Source organism: Chloroflexia bacterium SDU3-3 (assembly GCA_009268125.1).
Classification (GTDB): Bacteria; Chloroflexota; Chloroflexia; order Chloroflexales; family Roseiflexaceae; genus SDU3-3.
The window spans coordinates 174,644-201,102 of sequence record WBOU01000005.1 but is presented as its reverse complement, the minus strand read 5'-3'; the positions used below and the strand labels follow the sequence as shown (position 1 = coordinate 201,102).

Annotated in this window: 17 protein-coding genes, 1 tRNA gene and 1 pseudogene; 1 reads left to right on the top strand and 18 read right to left on the bottom strand. The window is 60.9% G+C overall.

Annotated elements, in window-relative coordinates:
- Window positions 1-127: 127 nt before the first annotated feature.
- The 17 genes and pseudogenes from F8S13_10180 to F8S13_10100 all read right to left on the bottom strand — a co-directional run bounded on the left by F8S13_10180 (window position 128) and on the right by F8S13_10100 (window position 23,369).
- Window positions 128-1,450 (bottom strand): glycosyltransferase family 4 protein, encoded by a 1,323-nt coding sequence (locus tag F8S13_10180; protein ID KAB8143375.1) that lies wholly within the window; start codon window positions 1,448-1,450, stop codon window positions 128-130.
- Entirely contained in the window at window positions 1,447-2,526 is a 1,080-nt protein-coding gene (locus F8S13_10175) for a glycosyltransferase family 4 protein (protein ID KAB8143374.1), read from the bottom strand. The genes F8S13_10180 and F8S13_10175 overlap by 4 nt, the downstream gene beginning before the upstream one ends.
- Window positions 2,489-5,143 (bottom strand): hypothetical protein, encoded by a 2,655-nt coding sequence (locus tag F8S13_10170; GenBank protein ID KAB8143373.1) that lies wholly within the window; start codon window positions 5,141-5,143, stop codon window positions 2,489-2,491. The genes F8S13_10175 and F8S13_10170 overlap by 38 nt, the downstream gene beginning before the upstream one ends.
- A 271-nt stretch (window positions 5,144-5,414) precedes the next feature.
- A complete protein-coding gene (locus F8S13_10165; protein KAB8143372.1) occupies window positions 5,415-6,755 on the bottom strand; it encodes a glycosyltransferase family 4 protein in 1,341 nt (446 codons plus the stop codon).
- Window positions 6,756-6,758: 3 nt separating this feature from the next.
- Window positions 6,759-9,929, bottom strand: a complete 3,171-nt coding sequence (locus F8S13_10160) for a glycosyltransferase (GenBank protein KAB8143371.1) — start codon at window positions 9,927-9,929, stop codon at window positions 6,759-6,761.
- 656 nt (window positions 9,930-10,585) lie between these two features.
- Window positions 10,586-11,290 (bottom strand): annotated as a pseudogene (locus tag F8S13_10155) (ABC transporter ATP-binding protein).
- On the bottom strand, window positions 11,291-13,651 hold the full coding sequence (locus F8S13_10150; GenBank protein KAB8143370.1) for a hypothetical protein: 2,361 nt from the start codon (window positions 13,649-13,651) through the stop codon (window positions 11,291-11,293). It abuts the pseudogene before it with no gap.
- Between the two features lie 186 nt (window positions 13,652-13,837).
- Window positions 13,838-15,595: a hypothetical protein gene (locus tag F8S13_10145; GenBank protein KAB8143369.1), complete on the bottom strand. Its 1,758-nt coding sequence runs from the start codon at window positions 15,593-15,595 to the stop codon at window positions 13,838-13,840.
- A gap of 376 nt (window positions 15,596-15,971) precedes the next feature.
- Window positions 15,972-16,763 carry a glycosyltransferase family 2 protein gene (locus F8S13_10140; GenBank protein ID KAB8143368.1) on the bottom strand — a complete coding sequence of 264 codons (792 nt, stop codon included), beginning with the start codon at window positions 16,761-16,763 and terminating at the stop codon, window positions 15,972-15,974.
- A gap of 1 nt (window position 16,764) precedes the next feature.
- Entirely contained in the window at window positions 16,765-17,823 is a 1,059-nt protein-coding gene (locus F8S13_10135; GenBank protein ID KAB8143367.1) for an NAD-dependent epimerase/dehydratase family protein, read from the bottom strand.
- Window positions 17,824-17,848: 25 nt separating this feature from the next.
- Entirely contained in the window at window positions 17,849-18,973 is a 1,125-nt protein-coding gene (locus F8S13_10130; GenBank protein KAB8143366.1) for an NAD-dependent epimerase/dehydratase family protein, read from the bottom strand.
- 15 nt (window positions 18,974-18,988) lie between these two features.
- Complete coding sequence (locus tag F8S13_10125) at window positions 18,989-19,840, bottom strand: ABC transporter permease (GenBank protein KAB8143365.1); 852 nt, start codon at window positions 19,838-19,840, stop codon at window positions 18,989-18,991.
- 250 nt (window positions 19,841-20,090) lie between these two features.
- Window positions 20,091-21,020 carry an ABC transporter permease gene (locus F8S13_10120; GenBank protein ID KAB8143364.1) on the bottom strand — a complete coding sequence of 310 codons (930 nt, stop codon included), beginning with the start codon at window positions 21,018-21,020 and terminating at the stop codon, window positions 20,091-20,093.
- 15 nt (window positions 21,021-21,035) lie between these two features.
- Window positions 21,036-22,037 (bottom strand): ABC transporter ATP-binding protein, encoded by a 1,002-nt coding sequence (locus F8S13_10115; GenBank protein ID KAB8143363.1) that lies wholly within the window; start codon window positions 22,035-22,037, stop codon window positions 21,036-21,038.
- A gap of 101 nt (window positions 22,038-22,138) precedes the next feature.
- Window positions 22,139-22,215 (bottom strand) — tRNA-Met (locus F8S13_10110).
- Window positions 22,216-22,317: 102 nt separating this feature from the next.
- Window positions 22,318-22,554 carry a 4Fe-4S dicluster domain-containing protein gene (locus tag F8S13_10105; protein ID KAB8143362.1) on the bottom strand — a complete coding sequence of 79 codons (237 nt, stop codon included), beginning with the start codon at window positions 22,552-22,554 and terminating at the stop codon, window positions 22,318-22,320.
- A gap of 242 nt (window positions 22,555-22,796) precedes the next feature.
- On the bottom strand, window positions 22,797-23,369 hold the full coding sequence (locus F8S13_10100) for a Crp/Fnr family transcriptional regulator (protein ID KAB8143572.1): 573 nt from the start codon (window positions 23,367-23,369) through the stop codon (window positions 22,797-22,799).
- 211 nt (window positions 23,370-23,580) lie between these two features.
- Between F8S13_10100 and F8S13_10095 the strand changes: the two genes are divergently transcribed.
- Window positions 23,581-25,200: a M1 family metallopeptidase gene (locus F8S13_10095; GenBank protein ID KAB8143361.1), complete on the top strand. Its 1,620-nt coding sequence runs from the start codon at window positions 23,581-23,583 to the stop codon at window positions 25,198-25,200.
- 80 nt (window positions 25,201-25,280) lie between these two features.
- Here the strand turns inward: F8S13_10095 and F8S13_10090 are convergent, their stop codons facing one another.
- Window positions 25,281-26,273 (bottom strand): hypothetical protein, encoded by a 993-nt coding sequence (locus F8S13_10090; GenBank protein KAB8143360.1) that lies wholly within the window; start codon window positions 26,271-26,273, stop codon window positions 25,281-25,283.
- Window positions 26,274-26,459: the final 186 nt, after the last annotated feature.

Below are 26,459 nucleotides of genomic sequence, written 5' to 3'. Positions count from 1 at the left end.
GTCGGCGAAAGACGGTCCATAAATACCCTTTAAATAAATTTTAGCGGCATAGGCAGGGCTATTATAGCAGCTTGTCTTCAGGTGTTTGCTGGCCATATGCCTCAGAATCGCCGCTACAGATTGCCCGTTATGGCTGTGTTTTCAGCTTCTCTCGTATGGCGACCAGCGGCCATGCGCCGTGCTCCACCGCCCACCAGAAGATCTGCCGGGCGCGTTTGCGCAGCGGGCGGTTGAGCTGCTCGCTCTGCTGCAGGTTTCGCATTGCCTCGGCCCTGGCCCTGTGCGCCGACTCCTGGGCCTGCGCCTGGCTGATGGGCGGGCGGGGCTGCTGGCGGTGCCGCCGCAGGGCCTCGGCCAGCAGCGCGTCCATGCGCTCGCCCATCTGATCGAGGCGGAAGTGCTGCGCGACGCGCTGGCGCGCCGCCGCCCCCAGCTGGCGGGTGCGCTCCATGTCGCTCAGCAGCGCGCGCAGCTGCCGCGCATAGGCCGCGCGCTCGTCGGGGCCACGCCGCACCAGCACGCCCGTCTCGGGCGTTACCAGCTCGGCCTGGCCGCCCACATGGGCGCTCAGCGGCACCACGCCCATGGCCATGGCCTCGTAGATCGCCAGCGAGATGCCCTCCATCTGCGATGGCAGGAAGAGCACATCGCTGGCGGCCAGCAGCTCGCGCATGCGCGCCGAGGGCTGCGCGCCCAGGAAGCGGACCTGCCGCCCCAGCCGCTGCGCCCGCACGAAGCCGCGCACATAGGGCGCGAACTGGCCATCGCCTGCGATCAGGAAGACCGCATCGGGGTGCGCCAAGGCCACCTCGCGCAGCACATCCATGGCCAGCAGCGGCTGCTTCTGGCGCGCCAGCCGCCCGGCGTAGAGCGCCACCGGCGCGCTCTGCGCGACCCCGAGCGCGGCGCGGATGTCGGCGCGGCGGTAGCGGGCTGCGTCCCAGTCGGCGGGGTCGATGTTGGTGGTGGCCACGGCCACCTGATCGGGCTGGCCGCCCCGCTCGATGTACCACTCCCGCAGGTGCGACGAGGAGACGATCTGCAGATCGAGCCAGGCGCTCGCATCGAGGCTCAGCCGGGGGTAGCCGCCATCGCCCCACTGCTCCTCCATGTGGCAGTAGTCGACATAGGCGGCGCTGGGGTGCCGCGCCCGCAGGTAGGGCAGCGCGTGGTAGCCAAAGTCCGAGTGGGCGATCAGCACCACATCCGCCCGGCGGCTTGTTGCCAGCTCGGCCAGCTGCTCGGGTCGCTGCGGGGCGGGGGTGCTGGCCAGATCGACGATGTCGTCGCACGCGCTCGCGAACAGTTCCCGCCAGGGGTGCTCGCTCTCCTGGGTGGTGACCAGCGTCGCCCCCCACCCGCGCAGGGCCAGCTGTCGCAGCAGATCGAGGTTGAACTTGTCCGCGCCGCCCATGCTGAGCCATGGCACGATCAGGAGCAGATGGCTCATCGTCTAGCGATCTCCTCTAGGATGCGGTTGAAGCTGTCGGCCCGCGCGCTGGTGGTGTGGTGTGCCAGCACATCGGCGCGCGCGGCCTCGCCCAGCGCCGTGCGTAGCTGGCCATCCTCGATCAGCATGGCGAGGCTATCGCGCCACTCGTCGGGGGGCCACGCCAGCAGGCCGGTCTTCCCGTGCTCGATCAGGGCGTATGGCTCCCGCTTTGCCGCGACCGTGGGCACGCCCACCGCCGCAGCCTCAAGGTACTTTACCGCGCTCTTGGCGCGCCGCTGCGGGTTGTCGATCAGCGGGGCGATGTTGATATCCACCTGGGCGATCTGGTCGGGCAGATCGCGCCAGTCCACCGCGTCGCGGCGCTCGATCTGCCCGGCGAAGCGCTGGTGCTCTAGCCCGCCCAGAAGCCGCAGCCCGCCGTAGATCCGCAGCCGCACATGCGGGTAGTGCTGCAGGACGTGGCTGAGCGCCGGGGCGATGCTGGCCACATCTTCGTCGTGCACCTTGGCCTGCCCCGAGAAGTAGCCGATAATGATAGGCGCATCGCTGCGCCGCGTGCGCGCTTGCCACGCGCGGTGCGAGAGCGCCACCTGCTCGTGTGAGAGCGCGTTGAGGTTGACATAGGCTGGCTGGCGGAAGCGCTGCGCTGCCAGCTGCGCCAGGTAGGGCGTCGAGAGCACCAGCGCATCGGCCAGGCGCATCATGGCGCGCATGCGCCGCGTGCCCCTGAGAATCTGGCGCACCACCGCAGGCGGGTAGTGGGCATCCAGGTGGTTGTACTCGCGCTCGCGCTCATCCCACACCAGGTCGTCGGTGTCGAATACCACGGGCACGCGCCGCAGCTTGGCCGACGCCACCATCGGCAGCGATCGCGAGGTGAGCGGGATGCGGTGAAGGTAGAGCAGCGCGCCCCCGGCGGCTGGGCGGCACTGCTCTTTCTGATGTTCGACGCGGTATCGGGATGAAGCGCCGAGCTGGCTGTGGATGAAGACGGGCTGCACAATACCTCTCGGCGCTTGCAGGTAGCTTTTTGGTTTAGGGCTGCTGGGGTGCGGCATACTCCAGCGCCACATCGCTGACGGCGGACGTGTGGGTACCCACCGCCGTGATCGTGATCGGCAGGCTGGCCCCCGCCGCGCTCGGCACCGCCACGCGCTCGGTGCGCCAGGCGAACTGCTGGTCGATTGGCAGCGTGGTTATGCTGCCCGCCATATCGACCCGCACAGCCTGCCCCGGCCCATCAAAGTAGGTGATCGCCAGCACACGGCTCTGGCTTGGCTCTAGGCTTAGCGTTAGGGCGGTGCTCTCGCCCACCTCTAGTCCTTGGTAGCTGCGGTCGGTCCAGTTTGGCTGCGCCACGCTGGTAAAATGGTGTGACTGACCTATCGGCACCACCTCCAGCGCCACATCGCTGACGGCGGCGGTGTGCGTACCCACGGCCGTGATCGTGATCGGCACGCTAGCCCCCACCGCGCTCGGCACCGCCACGCGCTCGGTGCGCCAGGCGAACTGCTGGCTGATCGGCAGTGCGGTGGTTGCGCCCGCTATCGTCACCTCAATGTTCTGGTCCGGCCCATCAAAATAGGTGATCGCCAGCTCCCGCGACGCCGTGCTCCGTAGCTCTAGCGCTAGCTCGGCGCTATCCCCAGGCTCAATGCCCCGGTAGCTGCGGTCGGTCCAGTTGGGCTCGGCCACCTCGGTGAAGTGCTGCTGCCGCGCATCCGATAGCGGCTCCAGGGCCACATCGCTCACCGCCGCAATGTTCTCCCCTATGGCCGTGATCGAGAACGGCACAACCGTGCCCGCCGCGCTCGGCACCGGCACGCGCTCGGTGCGCCAGGCATACCGCTGGTTGATCGGCAGCGCGGTGGTCGCGCCCGCGATCTCCACCTGGATGTTCTGGCCCGGCCCGTCGAAATAGGTGACCGCCAGCGCCCTGCTCGCGCTGCCTTCCATGCCAAGCTCAAGCCCTAGCGTCTGCCCTGGGTCGATGCCGCGGTAGCTGCGGTTGGCCCAGTTCGGCTCGGGCAGATCGAAGAAGTGGCGCGACTGCGCATAGGCAGGGCCGCCGACAAAGATATGCGCGGGGGCCTCCGACTGGGGGAAGAAGCTGGTCAGCGACGCGTAGGAGAACCCCGGCTCCATCCACAGCGCGTCATCCACGGGTGTGAGCGTCTGTGCTAGGCTCTGGCCATAGGGCCCCATATGTTTTTTGATCTGGACATACCACACGCGCGCCCCGGCGTTGACGTAGTCGCTGCCGGTCTGCTGGTAGTCGTTGAACAGCGTGGTGTGCTTGGGGATCTCGTACCAATCGAGCGCAGTGTTAAACCAGGCAGATCCGACGATCACATCCCCTGGCCTGACATTGGTATGAAGGTAGCGCGCTATCGCCTTCCAGTCGTTGATCTTCATCTGGGAATAGCTGTGGTTGATGGTCTTCAGGCAGGGGATGACCAGCAGCAGCGTGAGCAGCCCGCTCAGCACAGGTGCCGCTATTGGCTTATAGGCAGCGCGAATCTGGGGTAGCTTGTTGATGATGATGCGTGAAAGCTCGACAATACCTACCGCCACCATCGATAGGTAGATTGGCTGAAGGAAGAGGATATATCGGGCGATAAAGCCATTGATCGGCTGAAGAAGCACAAAGATAAAGAATATGACGAAGAAGGGCGAGAGATGTGAGACGATGAGATGCGTTTTTTTGCTATAGAGCAGGATGAGCAGGCCAGCGCAGTATAGGCCAAGAAAGATCGCCCAGATACTCCCTTCCGCCGTAAACTGACGGAAGATAGCATTGAGCACCATCGAGGAGAGCTGGGTAAACGGTAGCTTACCGGGGTTAAACATCTGATCGCCCGAGTCGTAGTCGACATAGTTGCCCACGCTGCCGTCAGTCATCTTGGCGAGCAGCACCTTCACGATCACAGGGGCGTAGAGCAGGCCGATGGCAAACGCCGCCGCCACCCATGGCAGGTACGCCCGCAGCGATCGGCGCGGCGCGAGCAGCACAGCGACGCTGCCAAACAGGCTTACCAGCAGCACCGCCGCCGGCAGCGGCTGGGTGTAGAGCGCCAGGCCGCTGCTGCCGATAAACCCGGCCCACAGCACCTTGGAGCGCTGGCCAGCGACAAGCTGAAGAAAACAAAACCAGACAATAAAGCAAAACAGCGTTGATACGGCGTAGAACCGAGCCTCTTGCGCATACCACACCTGATACGGCGACGCGGCAAGCAGCACCGCAGTCACGAACGCTGCCGCACGCCCATGCACGCGAAGCACCCCGAGGAAGCCCACCATGATGATCAGGCAGCTGGCCACCGCCGACGGCAGGCGCATGGCGGTCTCGGCCTGCTCGTAGGGGAACCAGCGCAGGGTGATGTGCGAGAGGAGGTAGAAGATCGGGCCAGGGGTGTCGATATACTCGCGGATGATCGTCAGCACAGGCTCTGCGCTGCGCTGGGCGGCCCAGATCTCATCGCCCCAGAAGCCTTTGAGCCCCAGGTTGTAGAAGCGAAGGCCGATGCCGACTGCCATGATCCCTACCAGGGCCAGTGCGATCCAGATCTTGCTGCTTGAGGCGATCACGGAAGCGGTGGTGCGCTCTTGTGATAGCTGATTCATACTTTTCATCTTTGCTAATCCGCTTTCAGATGTCAAGAGAATATATAAACCAAATAGGTGTCCCATATTTGGTGTGAAAAAGTATAAATACCGGAAGAGGCGCAGAGGCTGTGGTAGTGGCTTGTATGTACAGGTGTCTATCGATCAGTATATTTTTGGGGGTAGCTTGCTGAAATGGCATGTCTATCATAGACATGGGCCAGACTATGGTGTGTTTGAATCAGCCAGCACGAGTGCCTCTATAGATAGGGTTGCGCTTTAGCGCTTCCCGTTGGGCCTGATACTGGGCCATGCCCAACGGGAAACCATACCGGCGACACAGTGCTCCAGCTATCTGCTAGCGCATGTCTGAGCACATAGCCTGGTAGATCTTCTCCATCTGCGCGTCCCATTGGGAAAACTGCGTCTGGATCATGCCCGCCGCCTGATCGGATATCCGCTTGCGAAGCTCGTGATCCTGCAGCCCGCGTATGATCGTGTCGGCGATGCAGCTGGCGGTGGCGTTGGTCAGCAGGCAGTTCTCGCCATCCTTCAGCAGCCACTTGGTGGCGCTGTTGACGTTCGACACCACCATACAGCCGCTGGCCATGAACTCAAACGGCAGGTAGGACGGGTGCTTGGTGAACATCATGGCCAGGCCCACATCGCATGTGCGGTACAGCTCGGCGGTCTGCTGGTAGGAGAGCAGGCCCAGGTTTTCCACCACGCCCTCCAGGCCATAGTCCGCCGGGTTCCAGTTCTGCCCCGCCGAGAGGATGCGCACCCGCTGGCCGAGCTGCTCTTTCAGCTTGCGCAGCGCGATCGAGCCAAGCTCAAAGCCGTTGCGGAAGAAGTTGGGCCGCGCGTAGAAGAACACGGTGTATGGGCGGTGCTCGCCGCCCCAGTCGCGCTGCGCTGGGGGGTGGAAGATGCTGGTGTCGACGCAGGGGTTGAAGAAGCTGGCCTTGCCGTCGAACTGCTCTTCGTACAGCTCCTTCAGGCTGATCGTGTTGGTCAGCGCGTAGAACCCGAAGCGGTAGGTCGCCTCGACCTGGGCGCTGGATGAGCCAGCGGGGTAGAACATCGGCTCGAAATCTTGCAGGAAGTAGAACTTGCGCTTGGTGTTCTGGTTCTTGAGCACATAGTACGCGGTGCTCCAGAAGGTCGCCACGCAGGCATCCGTGTGGGGCACGCTGGCCAGATCATTGTCCGAGCGGATCACCACGGCCTTGCCCGAGGCCAGCGCAGGGAACACGCTGCTGACGCGCTTGGCGTACTCCTCTGCCGCAGGCGACTCGGGGCTGCCCAGGATGATGAAGTTGCTCTGGACCTGGTAGTGCTGGGCGAAGTACGAGGCAAAGCGCAGGATGGTGTACACCCCGCCGTAGTAGGCGTGCTCGAAGTGCGGCAGGTACCAGTTGATCGATTGGATCTGCAGCCCCTCGGCGTAGCGCTCCATCTGCTGCTTGCTGCGCTCGATCTGCTCGGGGGTGCAGTCCAGCCACTGGGCCAGCATAAACGCCTCGGAGGCGTAGGTCTTGCTCCACTCGGCCTGCAGCACCTTCGGCGGCAGGATCTTGCGCTTGGTGCGCGCGTAGAAGCCCTTCAGGCCTTCTTTCTGCAGCACATAGACGCTGCGGCTCGAAAGATGCGCAAAGGTCTTGAGCGCCTTATCAACGGGTTTCTGAGGAGTGCTCATAGGTTACAAGCTTTTCTTTTCATTGCTCGCCAGAACAGGCAGCCCGATTGCCTCAAGATGGCGGTGGACAAAATCTATCGGCTGTTGCTCATCGGGCCGCGACAGCTGTGGCGCTGCAGACCAATAGGATAGGTTGGGGTTGTAGTAGGGGTCTCCCGATCGCAGGAGCTCCTGGTAGTAGGCATACGATAGGGCGAAATCGCTCGGCGGGATATCGCTGCCGCGCGAGGTGCTTTCTAGGTGCAGCATGCGCGAGAAGGGCGTGTAGACCACCTGGTAGCCCAGCTTGGTGGCCGCAAGGCACAGCGCGATATCGCTGCCGCACAGGATCAGCGCCTCGTCGAAGCCGCCGATCTGGTTGAACACCTCGCGGCGGATGGCCAGGCATGCCCCGGTCACCGCGCTATAGTTGCGGTACCACTCGGTGCAGCCGTAGATGGTGTGCGATCCTTCTGGCATGCCCGCGAAGGGGTGCCCGGCAAAGCCATCGAGGCCGATCACCACGCCGGCGTGCTGGATGCTGCGGTTTTCGAACAGCAGCTTCGGCCCCACTACGCCGATCTCCTCGCGCTCGGCCCAGCGCACCAGCTCGGCCAGCCACTGCGAGTCGATCGCCTCGGTGTCATCGTTGAGGAACAGCAGGATGTCGCCTGTGGATGCGGCCACCGCCACGTTATTGACCGCCGAGTAGTTAAACGGCAGCTGGTGGTGGTGGATGACGCGGATGTTCTCCTGCGGGTGCCGCTCGTAGTAGCGCGCGATCGACGCATCGGCGGTGGTGTCGGCGATGATGATCTCGAAGTTCCGATACCCGGTGCGCAGCTGGAGCGAGCCGACGCAGCGCTGGACCAGGCGCAGGTTGCGGGATGGGATGATGATCGATACCTTCGACGCCCCGCTGAGCGGCCACGCCACCCGAATATAGCCGCTGGTGTCAAAGTACACCTGCGCATCGACCCCTCGCCGCAGCAGGTGATCGCGGATGACCTTCAGCTGCGCCTGCATGGCATAGGGCTTCTGGCGGATGTCGGTGGCGGTGGATGAAGGGCTGTCGCGCCAGTGGTACAGGATCTTGGGAATATGGTGGATGCGCTGCCCCATATCGCTGATCCGCAGCACCAGATCCCAATCCTGCGCGCCATCGTTCCCACTGGAAAGGCCACCGAGCTCGCGGAGGATCGCGCTGCGCACCACCGAGAGGTGGGTGATATAGTTCGACGAGAGCATGATAATCGGCGACCAATCGGGCTTAAACAGGGGCCGCGATCGGGTGGTGCCTTGCTGATTGATCAGATCGCTGTCCGAGTAGAACAGGCCGACGTCGGGGTGCTGCGCGATCGCCTCGGCCACCTCGTAGAGCGCAAAGGGTGTCAGCAGGTCGTCGTGGTCGACAAAGGCCACATAGTCGCCACACACCTGGGCGATCCCGGCATTGGTGTTCTCGATGATGCCAAGATTGTGCTCCAGGGTCAGCACATTGATCCGCGCTTCGTTCTGCGAATACCGATGCATAAGCTCGTCGATCGCCTCGTTTTCCGGGCTGGCATTGACAAGCCACAGCTCCCAGTAGGGGTAGCTCTGGGCGATAACCGAGCGGATCATCTGGGCTAGCACCTGCGGCTCGGTGTTATAGACCGGGGTGACAATGCTGATCAGCGGCGGGCTGGTGCGCTCAAGCGAGCGCAGCGCCTGCTGGCGAAGCCCTTGCGCGTCTGGCTCGTGCTGGGCGATCCACTGCTGGTAGTCATTCAGCTGGCTTGCCGCTGGCTCGTGCTGGGCCAGGGCTGGCTGTGGCTGATTGAGCTTGCGGAGCGCCTTGGCGGCCCCACGGCGAATCACGCTTTTCATGCCATTGGCGCGATATTCTTTGGCCCCTCGCCACGCCAGGCGCGCGAGCTTGGATGGGAACGACTGGTAGGGGAAGACCCGCGAGCGGATCTTCCAGACCCGCATCAGCATCTTCCAGCCAAGCGACTGCTCGATCTGCGCCTTGCTCTCCTGCAGCGCGGCCAGCGCCTGCTGCGTCTGGATGCTAGTGCGCTCGGTAGCCTCAAGGCTCGCGAGGTAGCTCTCAAGCTCGGCGATTTTCTTCTCGCTCTCGCTATAGAGCAAGGTCAGAGCTGCAAATTGGCCATCCCGAGTCAGCAGCTCTTTTCGTTGATCCTGAATGGTGCTGAGCTGCTGCTCCGCCAGCTCGCTTGAGTCTTGGGCGTGCTGCTGCTTTTCCCCCAGGTCGCTTTCGATCTGCTCGATGATCGCCTCAAGCTCGAAGATGCGCTGCTGCTGGTGCTGCAGCTGGGCGTCGCGCTCGCTGATCCAGCCCTGGAACAGGGTGATATCGTGCTCCAGCTTGGCGATATGGGCATCGCGCTCGGTGATCCAGCGCTGCAGCGCGCGGTAGTCGCGATCGTAGCGCTCCAGCTGCTCGCGCAGTTCGGTGCGGGTCTTCAGCAGCTCAAGCTCGCGCTTGGCGGCGTCGCCCTCCAGCGTGAGCCGATGCCCGAGCGTGTAGAACAGCTGGCGTACCAGCGCGGTGGTCGTCTCGTCGGCGTCAAAGAGCGCCTGCAGATCCGGCGGGTAGTCGTTGCCCAGCGCCAGCACCCCCAGCCCATTGCCGTGCAGGAAGGAGAAGTGGCGGTAGCTCGCGCGGAGCTCGTCCCACAGCCGGTGCACGCCAAAATCGCTCTCGCGCACATTGATGTCGTGGAACAGCACGATGGCATTGGGCGCGAGCTTGGGCAGCCAGTTATAGAAGTCGCCGCGCGCGCCCTCGTAGGTGTGGTACCCATCGATGTGGAGAATATCGACCGATTCTTCGGCAAAATGTGCGAGCGCCTCGTCGAAGGTGCTGGGGATGAGCCGAGAGAATGCGCCGTACTCCGGGTCGTGGTGGACGCGCAGCTCTTCCAAGATCTCGGCACCGTAGAACCCTGCCTGGGGGTCGCCCTGCCATGTGTCGATGGCGTAGCACTTGGTGGGCAGATCCAGCGCCTTGACCGCCTGGCAGAAGGCGCAGTACGAGTTGCCCGTATGCGTGCCCAGCTCTACGATGGTGCGCGGGCGCAGCATATCGACCAGCGCCATGGCGAAGGGGATGTGCTCGACCCACCCAAACGGGGGCGATAGGCGGTGTGGCGGCTGCAGCGCAATAGGCCGAAGAAAGGGTGTTAGCATAGCTCGACTGTATATTCTCCAGAGAGATTTGCGATACCAAAGTGTGCAAGCTGGATCGCATCCCCCAGCGGTGGTGACATGATGGCGAAGTTCCCCGCAGGATTGATATGGCAGATCCGCGTGACACGATCATACAGATCTGGCGCGCTCACCCACGCCCGCTGCTCGTAGCTCTGGGCATCGATGGTGGCTAGCCCGATCTCAAAGGTGTACTCCCCAAGGTTGAGATCGAGCACGATCTCATGGCAAAAGCGCAGCCGTGCCCCCTTGCGAACATGGGTTATGGCGTGCGACGGGCGGTCATATTGTAACCCATTTTTGCCATGGACAAGGATGCCCTTATCGTTCTCGATGTTGAAGCCGCCGATCGGGATGCTCATATCTTCGACGATCTCGAACTCGTAGAAGATCTTGGCCTTCTCGCCGGGCAGGAAGATCCGGCATGGCTCCAGATCGCGGTTGGTCAGGCCCACGGCGGTGCAGCGCGCCCAGCCGTTGCTCACCTGCTGCGCCTCGCCGAGGCTGTAGAACGCGCCCGGGTCGCTGGGCCAGCCGAGCGTGTCCGCTGCGGGGGCCTGCTCGTCACGCAGGGGCTGGGCTGGCGCTTCCTGGTGGGCGGCGGGCTGGCGGTTCTGCTGCCGCAGCATATAGTGCGCAACCACATCCGAAGAAGCCCCGGCGGAGACGATCTCGCCGCTTTCGAGCATGAAGGCCCGGCGGCAGAACTGGCGGATATCGCTGAGGTTATGCGAGACCAGCAGCACCGTGGTGCCGCGCGAGCGCAGCTCCTCGATCCGGCGGTAGCACTTCTGCTGGAAGAACACATCGCCCACGGCCAGCGCCTCGTCGACGATCAGGATATCTGGCTCGACGCAGGCCTGCACCGCGAAGGCGAGCCGCACCAGCATGCCGCTGGAGTAGAGCTTGACCGGCTGGTCGATAAACTCGCCGATGTCGGCGAACGCCGCGATCTCGTCGAAGCGCTGCGCGATCTGCTCGCGCGTGAAGCCCAGGATGGCCCCGTTCAGAAAGACGTTCTCGCGCCCGGTGAACTCGGGGTTGAACCCGCTGCCCAGCTCCAGCAGCGCCGCGATCTGGCCATGGGCCTGCACGCTGCCCGTGGTGGGCGCGAGCGTGCCGGTGATGATCTGCAGCAGCGTGCTCTTGCCGCTGCCGTTCCTGCCGATCACCCCCACCGTCTCGCCGCGCTCGATATCGATGGAGATCCCGCGCAGCGCCCAGAACTCGCGGCCATACTGGCGGCGTCCGCGCCACAGCATCTGCTTCAGCCGATCCTGCGGCTGCTCGTAGATGCGGTACATCTTGCTGACATCGTGAATGCTAATTGCTATGTTTGTCATTTAATATTTCAGCTTAAAAGTGAGGTCGCCATCCACCTCTTGCCCGCCCTGGAGCAGTTTCCCTGAGGGGTAGGGGTTGCCAGATTGCATCCAGGCGGTGATCGCCTTGTTGCTTGCCGTAGCGGTAGCCGATATCGAGATGGTATATCGTTTGCCCTTCGATGGCTGTTTGTCGAACGAGAGCAGAAAATACGCATTGTCGACGATGGCCGAAGCCTTGACGGTCTGGGAGGTGATGACGGATTGCTTGCCGGTCGCATCCAGGTTTTCCGACAACGTGAAGGTCACGGTGCCGCTGTTTGTTCGGTTATAGGTCGCCAGACGAATAGAGACGCCTTGGAGATTATCTTGGGTGGCGATAAAGTCTTGCTGCACCGGGTTATCGGCTACAATCGGCTTTGCGGTGGTGTTCGATAGTGATTGGTTGACGCTGGTTTTTCCATCGCTCAGATCGATGCAGTCGATGCCGCCCACCTGGAATGAGCTTGGCGGTACGCTCATAAACCCCAGTGAGGTAGTGCTAAACTGTATTGAGTCGAAGATCTGCGCATCGGCATTTTTTCCATTATGCGCAAACATACTCGGGAAATCTGCCGCGTTGCCAACATAGACATAGGTTGCGAACTCCTTGCCTACATCTATGGCCGGTATCCTGCGCTCCAGAATATCGCCGCCCTTGAGCCGCAGCTTGATGCTCAGCGGCGTAGGCCGTCCGAGCGAGCTGGTGAGCGGGTATCTGACGGACATGCGCACTTTTACCAGCGTGCATGTGGCTGGCTCCTTCAGATTGATCGTTATACGGCCATTGTTGGAATCTTCTGTGGCCGAGGAGATCGCCTTGGTGGGAAATGCTATTGGCTGCTTCCTCGGCTTTAGTAGGAAGTAGTTTTTCTTGTAGAGGCTATCATCCACGCGCTCGAAGTTATTGAAGATATACTCGAATATCTGAGGCGTGCGAGTGATATTATCAACTTGGTCGGGCATGCCGAAGTCGATACCATAGATAATATTCGTAGTATCCTTGAATGCTGATGCTTGATGCACATACATCGATTGCAGCAGGCTATTATGCGCCGAGTAGGGCTGCAGCACAGGAGCGATATTCTGGTGCCCGAGGGCGATCGCCATGATGTTCTCATTTGGAAAATTAAGAATGTGAGAATCACGGTCGATCTTGGCCTGAAGCTCGCTTGGAACTACGGTGTCCACCGGCAGCCGGTAGCTCCGGATGTCGCGAATATGCTTGATGAGCGCAGCGGGATTCTGCGGCAGCTCGGCCACCAAGCGTAGCGTAGTGATCCCAGCGCTATTCGGCCAAGCCCCGATCAGCAGGATCAGCAGCAGGCTTCCGATGATGCGCAGGTGCTGCTTGTTATTTTCAACAATCAGCAAGGCAAAGAGAAGGATCAATGGCGATAATGCGATCATGACATGGCCATTATCGCTGCGTACCAGCGCACCTTTCAGCTGAAGCAGCGACATGATGCCTAGGCCAATGTATGCGTACCGCTTCTCTTTATCTAATCCCGAGAAGATACTGAGCAGCACAAAGACACAATATACAGGGATGGAAAATATCACCAGCGTGAAAAGGTTGTCCGGCTCCCACGATGAACCCATCGTATAGTTATAGGCCTGGACCAGCTGAAGATTGAGGAATTGGTAGTCGAAAAAGCTATAATTGTTCGAGGTAGCTACGTAGAAGATATCTATGCCTATGTTGAGCGCTATGAAGGTGCCTATAAAGAGTAGATAAGGCATCAGTATGCGGATGATATGTGCTTTGATTTGACTGAGACCATTTTCTTTATAGTATATGAACAGATGTATGGCATAGAGTGCGGTGCATGCTGCCGCGCAGAAGATGCCCGAGTCAAAGGTTATGGTCTGAGCTAAGAAGCATACCAGCCCCGCTATGATCGACTTCAGCTTTATATATCTATTACTGCCATTGATGGCAGATGAAAAGATAACTAAAGCTACAATCGACACCAGCGCGCGCATGTTTAAAATGACATCCAAGATAATAAAAAGCGTCAGGGTTAATAAGGAGCCTTGCCAGTTTATCCATGGCGATAGCACCAGAACACAGGCGAGAGCGAGAATCGCAACAATATATGGCCCAACATAAATATAGGGCATAGAGTCGGCTACGCTGCCAGTGGGGGTGATCGCCTGCCCAATCGAGAAGATATACTGGGACACCGGGCCATAGGTGAAGATAAAGTCTCTTCCCGACAGCTGGTTGTTATCAAGCTTATATTGCAGATCTGCGCGCCAGGAGCAGTCGAGATCGGGCAGTTCGCAATATTGATTTTTGCTTAGTCCCATCAAGAACATAAAGGCAGATAGCACAATCATACACAAGACTATGAATATGTTACTTTTGATGATTCTACTTATGCTTAAATTTTTCATAGTTATAGTGCTTACTCTGTGGGTGACTGTGCCTAGATACGCTTAATATCCCTGCTGGTTATTCTAAGCTCCTGAGATAGTCGAGATCATCTATCTCAGGAGCTGATGGTATTGGGTTCTAAAGGGTAGCTATTTCTCGTAAAGTAGCTTGAATGCGAGATCGCCTTTGACTTTTCCATCTTTTGAGTGGATGCTACCCTGCTGGTAGACATCTTTTTTATTCATCCAAGCTGTGATTGTCTGGCTCGGGTCGGCTGTGTCGGTCGCTATCTTGATTAGGTAGCGCACGTTCTTCGAGTTCTGCTTTGGGAACTGGAGCACAAAGAAATCGTTGTCTTTGAGGACAGACATATCTACGGTCTCTTGTGCGATCAGCTTGTCATCAGCAGTATAGAGCGATATGGTGGCGTTACCATGGTTTACACGATTGTATGTTGCGAGCTTGATATACACCGCCTTCAGGCCATTAGAGTTTGAGAGGAAATCCTGCTCTAGTGGGTTATCTGATGTGATTGGGCCGAAATCGTGGTCATTCGAGTCTTGTATCGGGTAGAGATATTCTTTGTAAGAATCGGCATCAAGAAACAGATTCAGATTATTCGACTTCAGATAATTAAGCTTATAGTCTAGGCGGGTGTTAGCGTTGTTGGGATAGATGGGGAAGCCGCTTGCCTTGTCGCAGTCCTCTGCGTTCTCAAGAACCAGATAGCAGGCTTTCCACTTCTCCTTACCTTTCGCATAGAAGTTCACCGGAAGATCGTCGTTGAAGTTGAACGGAAAGATAAGGCAGGGGAGCAGGAATAGGCAATATATGCCGACTGCCGTATGCTTTATCGGCGGTGCAACGTTGATCTGAAGAAGGTGGAGGTACATGCCAAGGAAGCCAGGCAGGAGCAGGGTGACATACCGAGATGCCTCTGCCGCTCCCTCCATGCAGAATCGCCCAAGCGACACATTGAGCGCAAAGATCATGGAGAAGCTGGTGAGCGCTAGGATGATAATGCTCGATGTGTGCTGGCTAATGTCATTTCTCAGCAGAATCAGGCCATGGTATATGATCGTCGCTATGAATAGCAGCAGCAGGATGAAGCCGAATATCTGCGCAGCCACCCCCAATGCACTTATGGTGGTGCCATTAATATGCACGAGCATCAGGCCCACAAAGAGCACATAGTTGCCGAGATTACTCTCAGGGGCTGCGAGGCACCCAATACCTTGCTCGATATTGTACTTCGCGAAGAATGAGAACAACGAGAGAAAGCACAGGAAAAGGCTGATAAAATAGACGTGGAATGAACTGTGATCTTTCCGGATGAATTTGTTTATGATCATCAGGATGAGCAGCAGTGGGGTGAATAGCCCCATGAAGAAGCCAAATCCCGAGAATATGAGCAAAAAATTAATGAATACGATGGCGATAAATTTGAGATGGATGTTTGGTATAGTCCAGGATAACGCGTATAGACTTATAAGGAATAAGGCGAAGGCTGAGTGGGAGACATTAGGCGTTCCTACAAATGTCTCAAATTGATTGAGGTTTAAAATTAAGGCGGGGATGATAAAGTCGGTTATATGGAGTGACTTTACTGTTCTTACCTTTAGGAAGATAAAACATATAGCTGCCACCAACACGACTGATGCAATAAAAAAGGAGTCAGATCGAGAGTTCCAATGTGTGATGTCATTTAGGTATTTGGTTATGATGAACCCGAGGCCTTGTTTATGTGGCCCATGCTGGCGATCAAACAGGGTGAGCAGGCTCTCCTGGTTGAAAATTGGGTCATAGAAATCCCACTGATCCCAAAAGAGTATATTTACTGCATACTGGTTTACAAATAGGTAGAGCCGGAAGGCCGTTAATAATAATACAGAAAGCAGTGCATTCATCGCTATGGACTGCTTAAGATTATCAGGCAGAACTGGTAGATTGATTGGGCTGGCCTTAGGAGGTTTCATGATAACCTTACTCTATATGCTTGGTAGTGTAGACTGTCGTGAATGGCCTGTTGCTGCCGGTTAGATACCTTAGAGCCAACGATATGTACCACTTTGTCTGGTATAACGAGCCTATCTGCGGCTGATAGTGCCGGAGCGCGAGCCTCGTGAGGCTGATCCCTAGGCGTGCACTTTGCGCCTCGTGCGCTTGAAAATCGCGCAGCGATGCCCCGCTGCCGGTACCCACCGCAGGTGAATACTCAGCACGAGAATTCCCTCTCGTCCCACGTTTGACACGCTGGCTCGCGTAGGATTGCGCTACTGGAGTCTACTGTGTGGAATGACGCTCTTGCCCAAGCTGGATCTCCCACGGCTCAAACGCCTCGTCTTTGGGGCGGCGGTAGTCGCCTTTGGTCAGCAGCTTCTCCATCCAGACATTGAGCACGATGTAGAGGTAGCGGCTGCCCTGCTCCTCAAGATGCAGGCTGCTCTTGCCAACCTTGCGGTTACGCCATGTGATCGGCAGCACCTTGTAGCTGTAGCCGCGCACCACCGCCTTCAGCGGGATCTCTACCGTCAGGTTGAAGTGGGGCGAGATCAGCGGCTGGCAGCCGCGGATGACCTCGGCGCGATAGCCCTTGAAGGCGTTCGTCACATCGTTGTAGCGCAGGCCGAAGAGCAGCCGCACGAACAGGTTCGAGATGCGGTTGACCACCAGCTTGAACTTCGGGTAGTCGTAGGTGCCGCCGCCGCGCATGAAGCGCGAGCCAAACGCGCACTCGGCCTCGTCGCGCAGCACATAGTAGTACTGCACCACGTCCTCGGGGTCGTCCGAGGCATCGGCCATCACGATCACCACCGCGTCGCCGGTGAAGCGCTCGAGCCCGTAGCGGATGGCGCGCCCAAAGCCGTGCAGGCCCAGGTTGCGCTCCAGGCGCACCCCGCTGTCGATAGCGGCCCTGGCCAGAACCTCGTCGCAGGTGGTGTCCGAGCTGCCATCGTCGACCACCAGGATCTCATAGGCGATCTGCTCTCGGGCGAGCCGCGCGCGCAGCACATCGATGGTGGCGCCGATATTTCCCGCCTCGTTCCGCGCAGGGATCACGATCGACAGTTTCATCTTACTGCTCCTTTACGCCTGCCGCTGCAATTTCCGCAAGGGTTCGCTCAAGCGTGTACTCTTGCCGCCAGCTGGGGAAATCGGCGTGGATGTGGCGCAGATCGCTGATGTAGCAGATATGGTCGCCGACGCGGTTCTGGTCGATATACTCGACATCCAGCTTTTTGCCGATCAGGGCCTCGAATCGCGCGATCGCCTCGATCATCGAGACGCTGTTCTCGCGCCCGCCGCCCAGGTTGTAGACAGCGGCCACACGCGGCGCGTTGTAGAAGGCCTCGAAGAAGGTGCACACATCGTGCGAGTGGATGTTGTCGCGCACCTGCTTGCCCTTGTAGCCGAAGATCCGGTACTTTCGGCCCTCGCGGGTGGCCTTGGCCAGGTACGAGAGGAAGCCGTGCAGCTCGGCCCCCGAGTGGTGCGGGCCGGTCAGGCAGCCGCCGCGCAGGCAGACGGTGGGGATGTTGAAGTAGCGCCCGTACTCCTGCACCATCACATCGGCGGCAACCTTGGATGCGCCAAACAGGCTGTGGGTGCTGGCATCGATCCGGCACTGCTCGCTGACGCCGTGGAAGTCCTCGGGGCGGGCATATTCCCAGCGGGTCTCCTGCTCGACTAGCGGGATCTCGTTTGGCGCATCGCCATACACCTTGTTGGTGCTCATAAAGATGAAGGGCGACTCGGGGCATGCGCGCCGCGTGGCCTCCAGCAGGTTGAGCGTACCGCCCGCGTTGACGTCGAAGTCGTCGAAGGGGCGATCCTTGGCCAGATCGTGCGAGGGCTGCGAGGCGCAGTGGATGATCAGGTCGGGCCGCAGCTCGCCGATGAAGTCGAGGATGCCCTGGCGATCGCGGATGTCGCGGTTGTGGTGGGTGAAGCGCTTGGTCGAGCCCTTGAGGCGGTTGAGGTTCCAGGTGGTGTCGCCATCGGGGCCGAAGAACTCGCGCCGCATATTGTTGTCGACACCGTGGACATCCCAGCCCTTGCGGTCGAAGTGGGCCACGGCCTCGGAGCCAATGAGCCCGCTGCTGCCGGTGATGAGCACCTTTTTATGCATAGACATAACAAACCTGTCTTTCAGTACACTATTAGCTTACGAGGCCATGCTTGCGCAGCTCTTGATCGACCTGCTGGAAGTTGTCAATCTTATCGGCGGTAGCCGACCACGCGATGATCTCCTGGAGCGCATCTTCCCAGTTGGTCTGCGGCTCGAAGCCAAGGATCGCGCGGCTGCGGGTCAGATCTGCCACGCAGTGGCGGATGTCGCCCTTGCGGAACTGGCCGGTGATGTTTGGCTCGATGTCCTCGCGCCCGATCAGCCGCGCCAGGGTCTGCGCGATCTGGCCGACCTCGCGCGCGATACCCGTGCCGATATTGAAGACCTGGCCGTTGGTGGCTGGGTTCTGGATGGCCAGGTCGACGGCGCGCACCACATCGTGCACCGAGACAAAGTCGCGGCTCTGGCGGCCATCCTCGTAGACCACCGGGCGCTCGCCATTGAGCAGGCGGCTCAGGAAGATGGCGAGCACGCCGGTGTAGGGGTTGCTGAGCGACTGGCGCGGGCCAAACACGTTGAACAGCCTGAGGCATGTGGTCGGGATGTCGTAGACCTCGCCGAGGCTGAGGGCCAGATCCTCCTGCCAGCGCTTGGCCAGGGCGTAGACATTTCGTGCCAGCAGCGCCGAGTCTTCGGGGGTGGGGGCGATCTCTAGGATCTCGCCGCTGGCCGGATCGGCCAGATCCCAGCCGAAGCGGGCGATGTCCTCTTGGGTGCGGATGGCGACGCGCAGCAGGCTGCCGTCGCTGGGGCGGCGGTAGAGGCCCTCGCCATAGCCGGTCATGGATGTGAAGACGATCAGCTTCTTCAGCGTCTGCTTGCGCTCGATCAGGCATTCGAACAGCACTGCGGTGCCGCCCGCGTTGGTGTCGACGTAGTGCTGCACGCGGTACATCGATTGCCCAACGCCTACAGCCGCTGCGGCGTGGATCACGACATCGATGCCTTCGAGTGCGTCATACACCGCCTGCTTATCGCGGATGTCGGCCTGGCGGAACTCGGCCTTGCTGTTCAGATAGGCCGGTGCCCCATGTGGGTGCACTTGCGGGTCAAGATTATCGAGGATGCGCACACGGTGGCCGCTCGATAGAAAGTAGTCGGTAAGAAAAGAACCAATAAACCCAGCGCCACCAGTGATAAGGATATGGTATGGCATGTATCGCAGCTCCAGCTAAATCACATCTGCAAATGCTTTTTTTGTTTTCATGAACCAAGCATAGCCAAGAATCATGATACTGCCCGTGAGCGCAGTCCATGCGAGCCAGCCATACCAGCTGGGGGATGTGCCCCAGATAATGCTTCTTCGAAAATTATCGGCGATCGACGCCATCGGATTAAGACGAATGATCGCATTAAATGGCTGAGGTATGCTTTCGATCGGATAAAATATGGGAGTGAGAAAAAATAGCACCTGGAGTACTAGCGCAACGGTATAGCCAATATCTCGGATGAAGACCCCCATACTGGCAAGAAACCACATTAACCCCAGGCAGAGAAAGAGCAGCGGCAGCATGATAATAGGCAGCAGCAGCAACGTCAGCTGCAGCGTACCAGTGATGATCAGCTTTGCCACCAGCAGAATGCCAAGGCTGATCGCGCCATGGAAGAGCGCGCTGCCCAGGGTGCTCACGGGGAGAATCTCAAGGGGGAAGACCACCTTCTTCACGTAGTTGGGTACGCTGGTGATGATATTAGAAGCTTTCCCAGCACACTCGCTAAAGATATTGAAGGCGATAAGACCGCAAAACAGGATGAGTGCAAATTCACTCAGGCTTGACTCTTGTGAGATCGACCAGCGTGATTTCATCACGACGCCAAAAACAAAGGTGTAGATCAAGAGCAGGATAAGCGGGTTGATAAAAGACCAAAACAGGCCGAGAAAGGATCCTTTATAGCGCCCCTCGATCTCTCGTTTGGTGAATTGCTGGATAAGGTCTCGGTGCTGCCAGAGATGTCGCACCATTGCGATAGGATTGAGGTAGTGAAACACGCTCTCAGAGCGCGATGTGATGACTGTTGCCATGAACATCCTACGTGGCTAGGGCAGATGCTGCTTGGCACCATCAGAGGAATCGCTCCATCCCCAGCGTTTCTGAACTTTTTGTTTCTGCAGTGGACAATAATACCACAATTTGTCGGCGGTGCAACTTCTTAGTTGTTAGGAATGTGGGGCTGGTTTAAGCTGTGCTGATAACCTTTAGAGGAGGGGTACGGTTATTTTTAAGGGGATGCCAGCCCATTTACCCAACCTGCCACTTTTGTCAGGTTGCGGGCTAGCCCTCGGCCTGGGCCTGCGCCTTGGCGCTGGGCCGCCTGCCCGCCCCGCCGCCGGCGCGCACGCGGCTGACGGTGATCAGCAGCAGCACCACGCTGGCCAGCACTGCCAGGGTGGTGAAGATCAGCCACGAGCTGGGCATGTAGACCTCGGTGCTGGTGCTGGATGTGCTGTTGTAGATCGGGAACTTCATGAACAGCGCCCCCTGGCCGTCGCGCAGCATGGCCTCGGTCAGCCCGAGCGCGATAAATGGGTGTGCCGAGATCGCGGTGATCGATATATAGATCATGGGGACGGTGGTAAACCAATCAGACCCTCTGGATGTGATCGAGACCATCAGCATCAGGAAGGGGATGCCCAGCAGCAGCAGCGCCACCGTGCCCATGGTTAGGCTGGTGGCCCCCAGGGTGGTGCGCATCACCGACGACCAGAACAGGCCGATCGAGGTGTAGAGCAGGGTGGACACGGCGAGGCCCTCGATCGCGATCAGCACCTCGGTGAGCGAGACACCGCCGAACAGGAACGAGATGCTCATAAAGGGCACCACCGCGATCACGATCAGCAGCGCGAAACCCATGGAGGAGCCGAGCTTGCCCATCACGATCTGCCAGGGCGAAAGCTGCGAGACCAGCAGCAGGTCGAGCGTCTGGCGCTCGCGCTCGCCAGCCAGCGCGCCCGTGCTGAGCGTGGGCGTGATGATCGAGATGCCCACCAGCGCAGCCCCGCTGACCATCAGAAACAGGAACTGGCCGATCTCGGAGGAGCGGTTGGGGTTGCTGTAGACGCTGATTGAGGCGTTGAGCGCCATATAGACGAGCAGGGTCGCGCCGCCCAGCAGTCCCAGGAAGATCGTAAGCATGACAAACGAGCGCATGCCACGCATGCGCCCACGCAGCTCTTTTACAAGCACGGGGTTTAGTTCTGGCATGGCTTTTCTCTCTTGCTATTGCACGAGGCCGCGCGTGACCTGCATAAAGATGTCCTCAAGGTCGCTCTGCTGCTCGGCGAAGCGTGTCACCAAGATGCCTGCGCCCACGAGGCGGGCCAGCAGCTCGGCCTGGCTGCGCTCATCGCCGCTGAAGTCGGCTAGCAGCGTGGTGGTGGGCTGGCCTGCGGGGGCAGGCGCGCCTTCCTCGGTCGGCTCGGGCGCGATCTCCTCGGGGGCGGGCTGCTCGCCGCGCACGTTGGTGATGCCGGGGATCTGGCCGAGCAGCAGCGTGGCAGGCTCCGCATCGCCCAGGATCCGCAGCTCGATGGTGCGGTGGGGCTGGAGCGAGCGCAGGATGTGCTCGACGCTGCCGGTGGCCAGCAGCCGCCCGCGCTCGATGATGCCGATGTGCGTGCACATCTCGGCCAGCTCGGTGAGGATGTGCGAGCTGATCATGATCGTCTTGCCCAGCGCGCTCAGCTCCTTCAGCAGCTCGCGCAGCTCGATGCGGGCGCGCGGGTCGAGGCCCGAGGCTGGCTCGTCGAGGATGAGCAGGCGGGGGTCGTGCATCATGGTGCGGGCGAGGCTTAGGCGCTGCTTCATGCCGCGCGAGAGGCCCATCACATCGTCGTCGCGCTTGTGCCCTAGGTCCACCAGCTCCAGCACCTCGGGGATGAGCTGGGCGCGCCGCGTGGCTGGCACGTGGTTGGCCCGTCCGAAGAAGTCGAGGTACTCCCAGGCTTTCATGCCGCTGTAGACGCCGAAGTAGTCGGGCATAAAGCCGACCAAGCGGCGCACGCCGCGCGGGTTGGCCCGCACCGATATGCCATCCACCCAGGCGTCGCCGCTGGATGGGGCCAGCAGGGTGGTGAGGATGCGCATGGTGGTGGTTTTGCCTGCGCCGTTTGGCCCGATAAAGCCGTAGATCGCGCCCTCGGGGATCTCAAGCGTCAGGTGGTCGAGTGCGAGGGTGGAGCCGTAGGTGCGCGTCAGGTCGCGCGTTTCGACAATCGCCATTGCCTCTCCTCTGGCACATGCTGGCTAGAAGCTGCTGTATTGTACACTAGATGCGGCGCGGGGTACAAAAAAACCCCAGCGGCGCTGCCGTGAGGCTTGTGTGGTGCCGGAGGAGAGAATCGAACTCTCGACCTTGGGGTTATGAATCCCACGCTCTAACCATCTGAGCTACCCCGGCGTCTTCTTCTGTAGCGGCGTGAATAATAGCATAGCACTGCCGAACTGTCAAATAGGCAGCGCCGCCTGCGCCCAGCTACCCCGGGCGCAGGCAGCGGGTGGGCTAGGCGTTGAAGAAGCCCTTGGCCTTCTCGGCGTAGCTGGCCCACTGGGCCGGGATCGAGTCCTCGGAGAAGATCGCGCTGACCGGGCACTCGGGCTCGCACGCGCCGCAGTCGATGCACTCGTCGGGGTTGATATAGTACTGGTCGTCGCCCTCGTAGATGCAGTCGACAGGGCAGACAGCGACGCAGGCGGCATCCTTGGTGCCGATGCACGGCTCAGTGATCACATATGGCATGGTAGGCTCCTTCAGGTTCATAAGCATTTGCTCTGGGCTGAAGAATAGCACAGAAAATAACCACCGTATGCGACTTTTGTACCATAACTTTGATAGATGGAATATATTCTATAAAACAAGAAATTACTTTCAGAATGAAAAGAGGAAATAGATAACTTTCGGTAATTTATACCTTTTGTGTCAAAATACCATCTTTCGCCATAATCGCGTGATCTGCGGATGCATTCAATGGCTGTACCGCGCTAGCCCTCGGCGATTGCCGCCAGCCCGGCCTGGTTGAGGATGCGCACCCGCCCGCGCTCCAGCTGCACCAGGCCCTCCTGGGCCAGCTGGCGCAGCGCGCGCCCTGCGATCTCGCGCACGGTGCCGGTGCGCTCGGCCAGCTCCTGTTGGGTCAGGTCGGCTGCGCCCTCGGTGGCCTCGCGCAGCAGCTGGCGCACCAGCCGCTCGCGCACCGAGCGGAAGGCCAGATCCTCGACCAGCACCACTAGCTCGCGCAGCTGCCCGGCCATCTCGGCCATCAGGGCCAGCGCGATCGGGGGGTGGCGCGTGATCAGGGCCAGCAGCGCCTCGCGCGGCAGCAGCAGGCAGGCCACCTGGCTCATGGCGCGGGCGGTGGCCATATTGGGGTTATGGTCGAACAGCGGGGCGGCGTCGAAGTGCGCGCCGTGGCGCAGCATGGCCAGCACCTGCTCGCGGCCATCCGGGGCCGTGCGCGAGAGCCGCACCCGCCCGCGCAGGATGAGAAACAGGCCCGGCGGCTGCTCGCCCTCGTAGAGCACATACTCGCCTGGGCGGTACTCGCACAAGCGCATCTGGCGCAGCACGTCGGCCAGGGCGGCCTCATCCAGGGCCGCCAGAAAGGTGAATTGGCGCAGATCGGCGGATGTTACCACGGCAGCGGGTTCGCGCGCGGCGCGGGCCGTGCGGCGAAGATATAAGGAGATTCTCAGTTCCACCGGGGGTATCTTACCACGGCGGGCAGGTATAATGCGCCTGGTAGCCCAAGCTTAGGAGGAACGCCCCGTGCGATCGTCATCTCTTTTTGCGCTGCTGGCCCTGCTCACGGCCTGCGGCGGGCCGATGGCCTACGCCCCCGCGCCCACCGCGCTGCTGCCGAGCGCCACGCTGGCCCAGGCCGCCGCGCCAAGGCATACATCCACGCCTACGCCCTCCCCCGTGCCCACCGCCACGCCGCATCCCACCCCGACCCTTGCGCCCACGCCCACCCCTGCGGCCCCGATCGATGCGCCGTTCGACCTGGCAGCCCAGGCGGCGGCGCTGCGCCCCGAACAGGCGGCAGACATGGATATGGCGGCGGCCTGGAATCGCTACACCATCAGCGGCACGCTGGATGTGGAGGCCCGCCAGCTGCGGGCCGAGCAGCGCGTGGACTATACCAACCGCGACAGCGCGCCGCTGGATGCGATCTACTTCCACCTCTACCCCAACCTGGGCGACTTCGGCGGCAGCACCGAGGTGGCCAGCCTGAGCGTGGATGGCCAGGCCGTGGAGCCTGTGCTGGAGGCCAAGGGCTTCCTGCTGCGGGTGAACCTGCCGCAGCCGCTTGCGCCGGGGGCATCGGCCAGCGTGCGGCTGGGCTTCACCACCACCGCGCCGCTGGGGGCCAGCCGCAGCAAGTATGGCGCGTTCAACAAAGAGGCGGGCGTGCTGGCCATGGCCTCGGCCTACCCCACGCTGGCGCTGGTGCGCGGCGGCGCGTGGGACACCGAGCGGCCCGACCCCAAGGGCGATTTTGTGAATAGCGAGACCGCGCTGTACGACGTGAGCCTGCGCGCGCCCGCCGACTGGAAGCTGGTGACGACCGGCGCGGCGGTGGGCTACGAGGTGCGCGAGGGTGTGCAGGCCAGCCGCTTCGTGAGCGGGCCGCAGCGCGATTTCACCCTGGCCGCGCTGCAGCTGCAAGAGGCCAGCACGCATGTGGATGGCACCACCATCACCTCCTACTTCCGCCCCGGCAGCGCCGAGCAGGGCCAGCAGGCGCTGGACGCCGCCGCGCGGGCGCTGGCGATCTACAACCGGCGCTTTGGCCCCTACCCCCAGCGCGAGCTGGAGATCATCGAGATCAGCGCCACGATCTTCTTTGGCGTGGAGTACCCAGGCCTCACCATGATCAACCACACGCTCTATAGCAGCAACACCGGCGAGCTAGAGATCACGGTGGCGCACGAGGTGGCGCACATGTGGTTCTACAATGCGGTGGGCAACAATGTGCTGCGCGAGTCGTGGCTGGATGAGGCGATGGCCAGCTACGCCCAGGTGATCTACCGCGAGGAGACGGCGGGGCCAGCCGCCGCCGAGCGCGAGCTGGCCAGCTTCCGCGAGCGCTACCGCAGCAACCGCGCGGCTGGCCGCGATGCGCCGGTGGGCCAGGGCAACAGCGCGTTTGGCAAGAACTATTTTGCGGTGGTGTACGGCAAGGGCACGTTGTTCATCCAGGCGCTGCGCAACGAGCTGGGCGAGGAGGCCTTCGACCGCTTCCTGCACAGCTACTACCAGCAGCGGCGCTACCAGTATGTGGGCGGCGGCGACCTGCTGGCCTCGGCGGAGGATGCCTGCGGATGCCAGCTGGATACGCTTTACACCAACTGGATCGAGCGGGCGGTGGCGGTTAAGGTTCCCTAGCGCGCTATGGTGCGAGATAAAGAGAAAGAGCGCGGCCAGCATATGATGCCGACCGCGCTCTTTTTGTCTGCGGTTTTCAGCTACGAGTCGAGCCAGGCCCGCCAGTCGTCGGCCAGCTGATCGAGCGGCTTGCCCAGCACGCCCTCATAGTCGGCGGAGCCGGGCGCGCGGCCCGAGCTGGAGCTGTAGAGCTGGTCGAACTTCTCCCAGCCGTACTGCAGCAGCAGATACTGCACGAACGAGGTCCACATCTCGTAGGCGTTGTTGGCCCCGTAGTCCTCGGCGGTGAGCAGCCGCAGGGGGATGCCCGCATCGCGCAGCTGGCGGCCTCGCTGCTTCCAGGTGGATGCGCCGCACAGCTCCAGCCAGCGCCTGCCGGTGATCCAGGTGGCCAGGCCCTCGTGCAGGATGGTGTCGGCGCGCTTCTGAACGGCGGTGCCGTAGCGCTCCTCCTCCAGATGGTGGGCGATCTCGTGGGCGGCCACCACCAGCGCGCGGTCGAGGCTTTCACCCTGGGCGAAGTAGACCTCGGCGCGGGCGGCGTCGGTGTAGGCCAGGCCGCGCACGCCCTTGATCTCGGCGGCGCTGGGGCGGAAGAAGCCCAGCGAGATGCGGTGCCCCAGCCGCGTGCCAAACCATGCCTCGTCGTCGCGCAGGATCTGCTCGATGTGGCCGGACATGCTGGCGATCTCCTGCTCGGAGAAGGTGCTGACACCGACATACAGGTCGAGCCGCTCGGTCTGGGCCACCAGGGTGCCGCGCAGCTGCGGGCCAGCGCCATCGATCCAGAACGGGCGGTCGGGCAGCTGGGCCAGCTGCTGGGGCATATTGTCGAGCGCGTGGATCATGCCCTGCTGGGCGCTGAGTGCGGCCTGGCGGCCCGGCAGCAGCGCGGCGGGCAGCGCGGGCGTCGCGGCGAGCATGCTATGGGCGAGGCCTGGGGCGGCTGGGGGCAGATCGCTGGCGACCACTGGCTTGGGGGCGGGCAGTGGCGCAGGCCCGATCGGAAAGAAAGCCGAGAAAACGGCCATTGGCGCAAAGAAAGCGGCGAGCCGCTGGGCTAGTTGCAGCATAATACCTGCTGGCGAGCACGGTCGGGGTGCTCGTGGTAGATGCCACGGGGCATCTATTCAATACGAGAAACCATGTGTGGCGGTGTTTATAGCATAGCCCCTGCGGTGCGTCAAGTTGGGCATTCTGAAGCCCTGCGTATCGGCAATCCTATGGCCGAACGTATGTACAAGGCTGCGAAGAGCTGA

What these genes read in the sequence shown, in the direction of transcription:
- F8S13_10180 (KAB8143375.1), bottom strand. Translation starts at nt 1,450, where the DNA reads ATGAGCCATCTGCTCCTGATCGTGCCATGGCTCAGCATGGGCGGCGCG.
- F8S13_10175 (KAB8143374.1), bottom strand. Translation starts at nt 2,526, where the DNA reads ATGTGGCGCTGGAGTATGCCGCACCCCAGCAGCCCTAAACCAAAAAGC.
- F8S13_10170 (KAB8143373.1), bottom strand. Translation starts at nt 5,143, where the DNA reads ATGGGACACCTATTTGGTTTATATATTCTCTTGACATCTGAAAGCGGA.
- F8S13_10165 (KAB8143372.1), bottom strand. Translation starts at nt 6,755, where the DNA reads ATGAGCACTCCTCAGAAACCCGTTGATAAGGCGCTCAAGACCTTTGCG.
- F8S13_10160 (KAB8143371.1), bottom strand. Translation starts at nt 9,929, where the DNA reads ATGCTAACACCCTTTCTTCGGCCTATTGCGCTGCAGCCGCCACACCGC.
- F8S13_10150 (KAB8143370.1), bottom strand. Translation starts at nt 13,651, where the DNA reads ATGATTGTGCTATCTGCCTTTATGTTCTTGATGGGACTAAGCAAAAAT.
- F8S13_10145 (KAB8143369.1), bottom strand. Translation starts at nt 15,595, where the DNA reads ATGAATGCACTGCTTTCTGTATTATTATTAACGGCCTTCCGGCTCTAC.
- F8S13_10140 (KAB8143368.1), bottom strand. Translation starts at nt 16,763, where the DNA reads ATGAAACTGTCGATCGTGATCCCTGCGCGGAACGAGGCGGGAAATATC.
- F8S13_10135 (KAB8143367.1), bottom strand. Translation starts at nt 17,823, where the DNA reads ATGTCTATGCATAAAAAGGTGCTCATCACCGGCAGCAGCGGGCTCATT.
- F8S13_10130 (KAB8143366.1), bottom strand. Translation starts at nt 18,973, where the DNA reads ATGCCATACCATATCCTTATCACTGGTGGCGCTGGGTTTATTGGTTCT.
- F8S13_10125 (KAB8143365.1), bottom strand. Translation starts at nt 19,840, where the DNA reads ATGGCAACAGTCATCACATCGCGCTCTGAGAGCGTGTTTCACTACCTC.
- F8S13_10120 (KAB8143364.1), bottom strand. Translation starts at nt 21,020, where the DNA reads ATGCCAGAACTAAACCCCGTGCTTGTAAAAGAGCTGCGTGGGCGCATG.
- F8S13_10115 (KAB8143363.1), bottom strand. Translation starts at nt 22,037, where the DNA reads ATGGCGATTGTCGAAACGCGCGACCTGACGCGCACCTACGGCTCCACC.
- F8S13_10105 (KAB8143362.1), bottom strand. Translation starts at nt 22,554, where the DNA reads ATGCCATATGTGATCACTGAGCCGTGCATCGGCACCAAGGATGCCGCC.
- F8S13_10100 (KAB8143572.1), bottom strand. Translation starts at nt 23,369, where the DNA reads ATGCGCTTGTGCGAGTACCGCCCAGGCGAGTATGTGCTCTACGAGGGC.
- F8S13_10090 (KAB8143360.1), bottom strand. Translation starts at nt 26,273, where the DNA reads ATGCTGCAACTAGCCCAGCGGCTCGCCGCTTTCTTTGCGCCAATGGCC.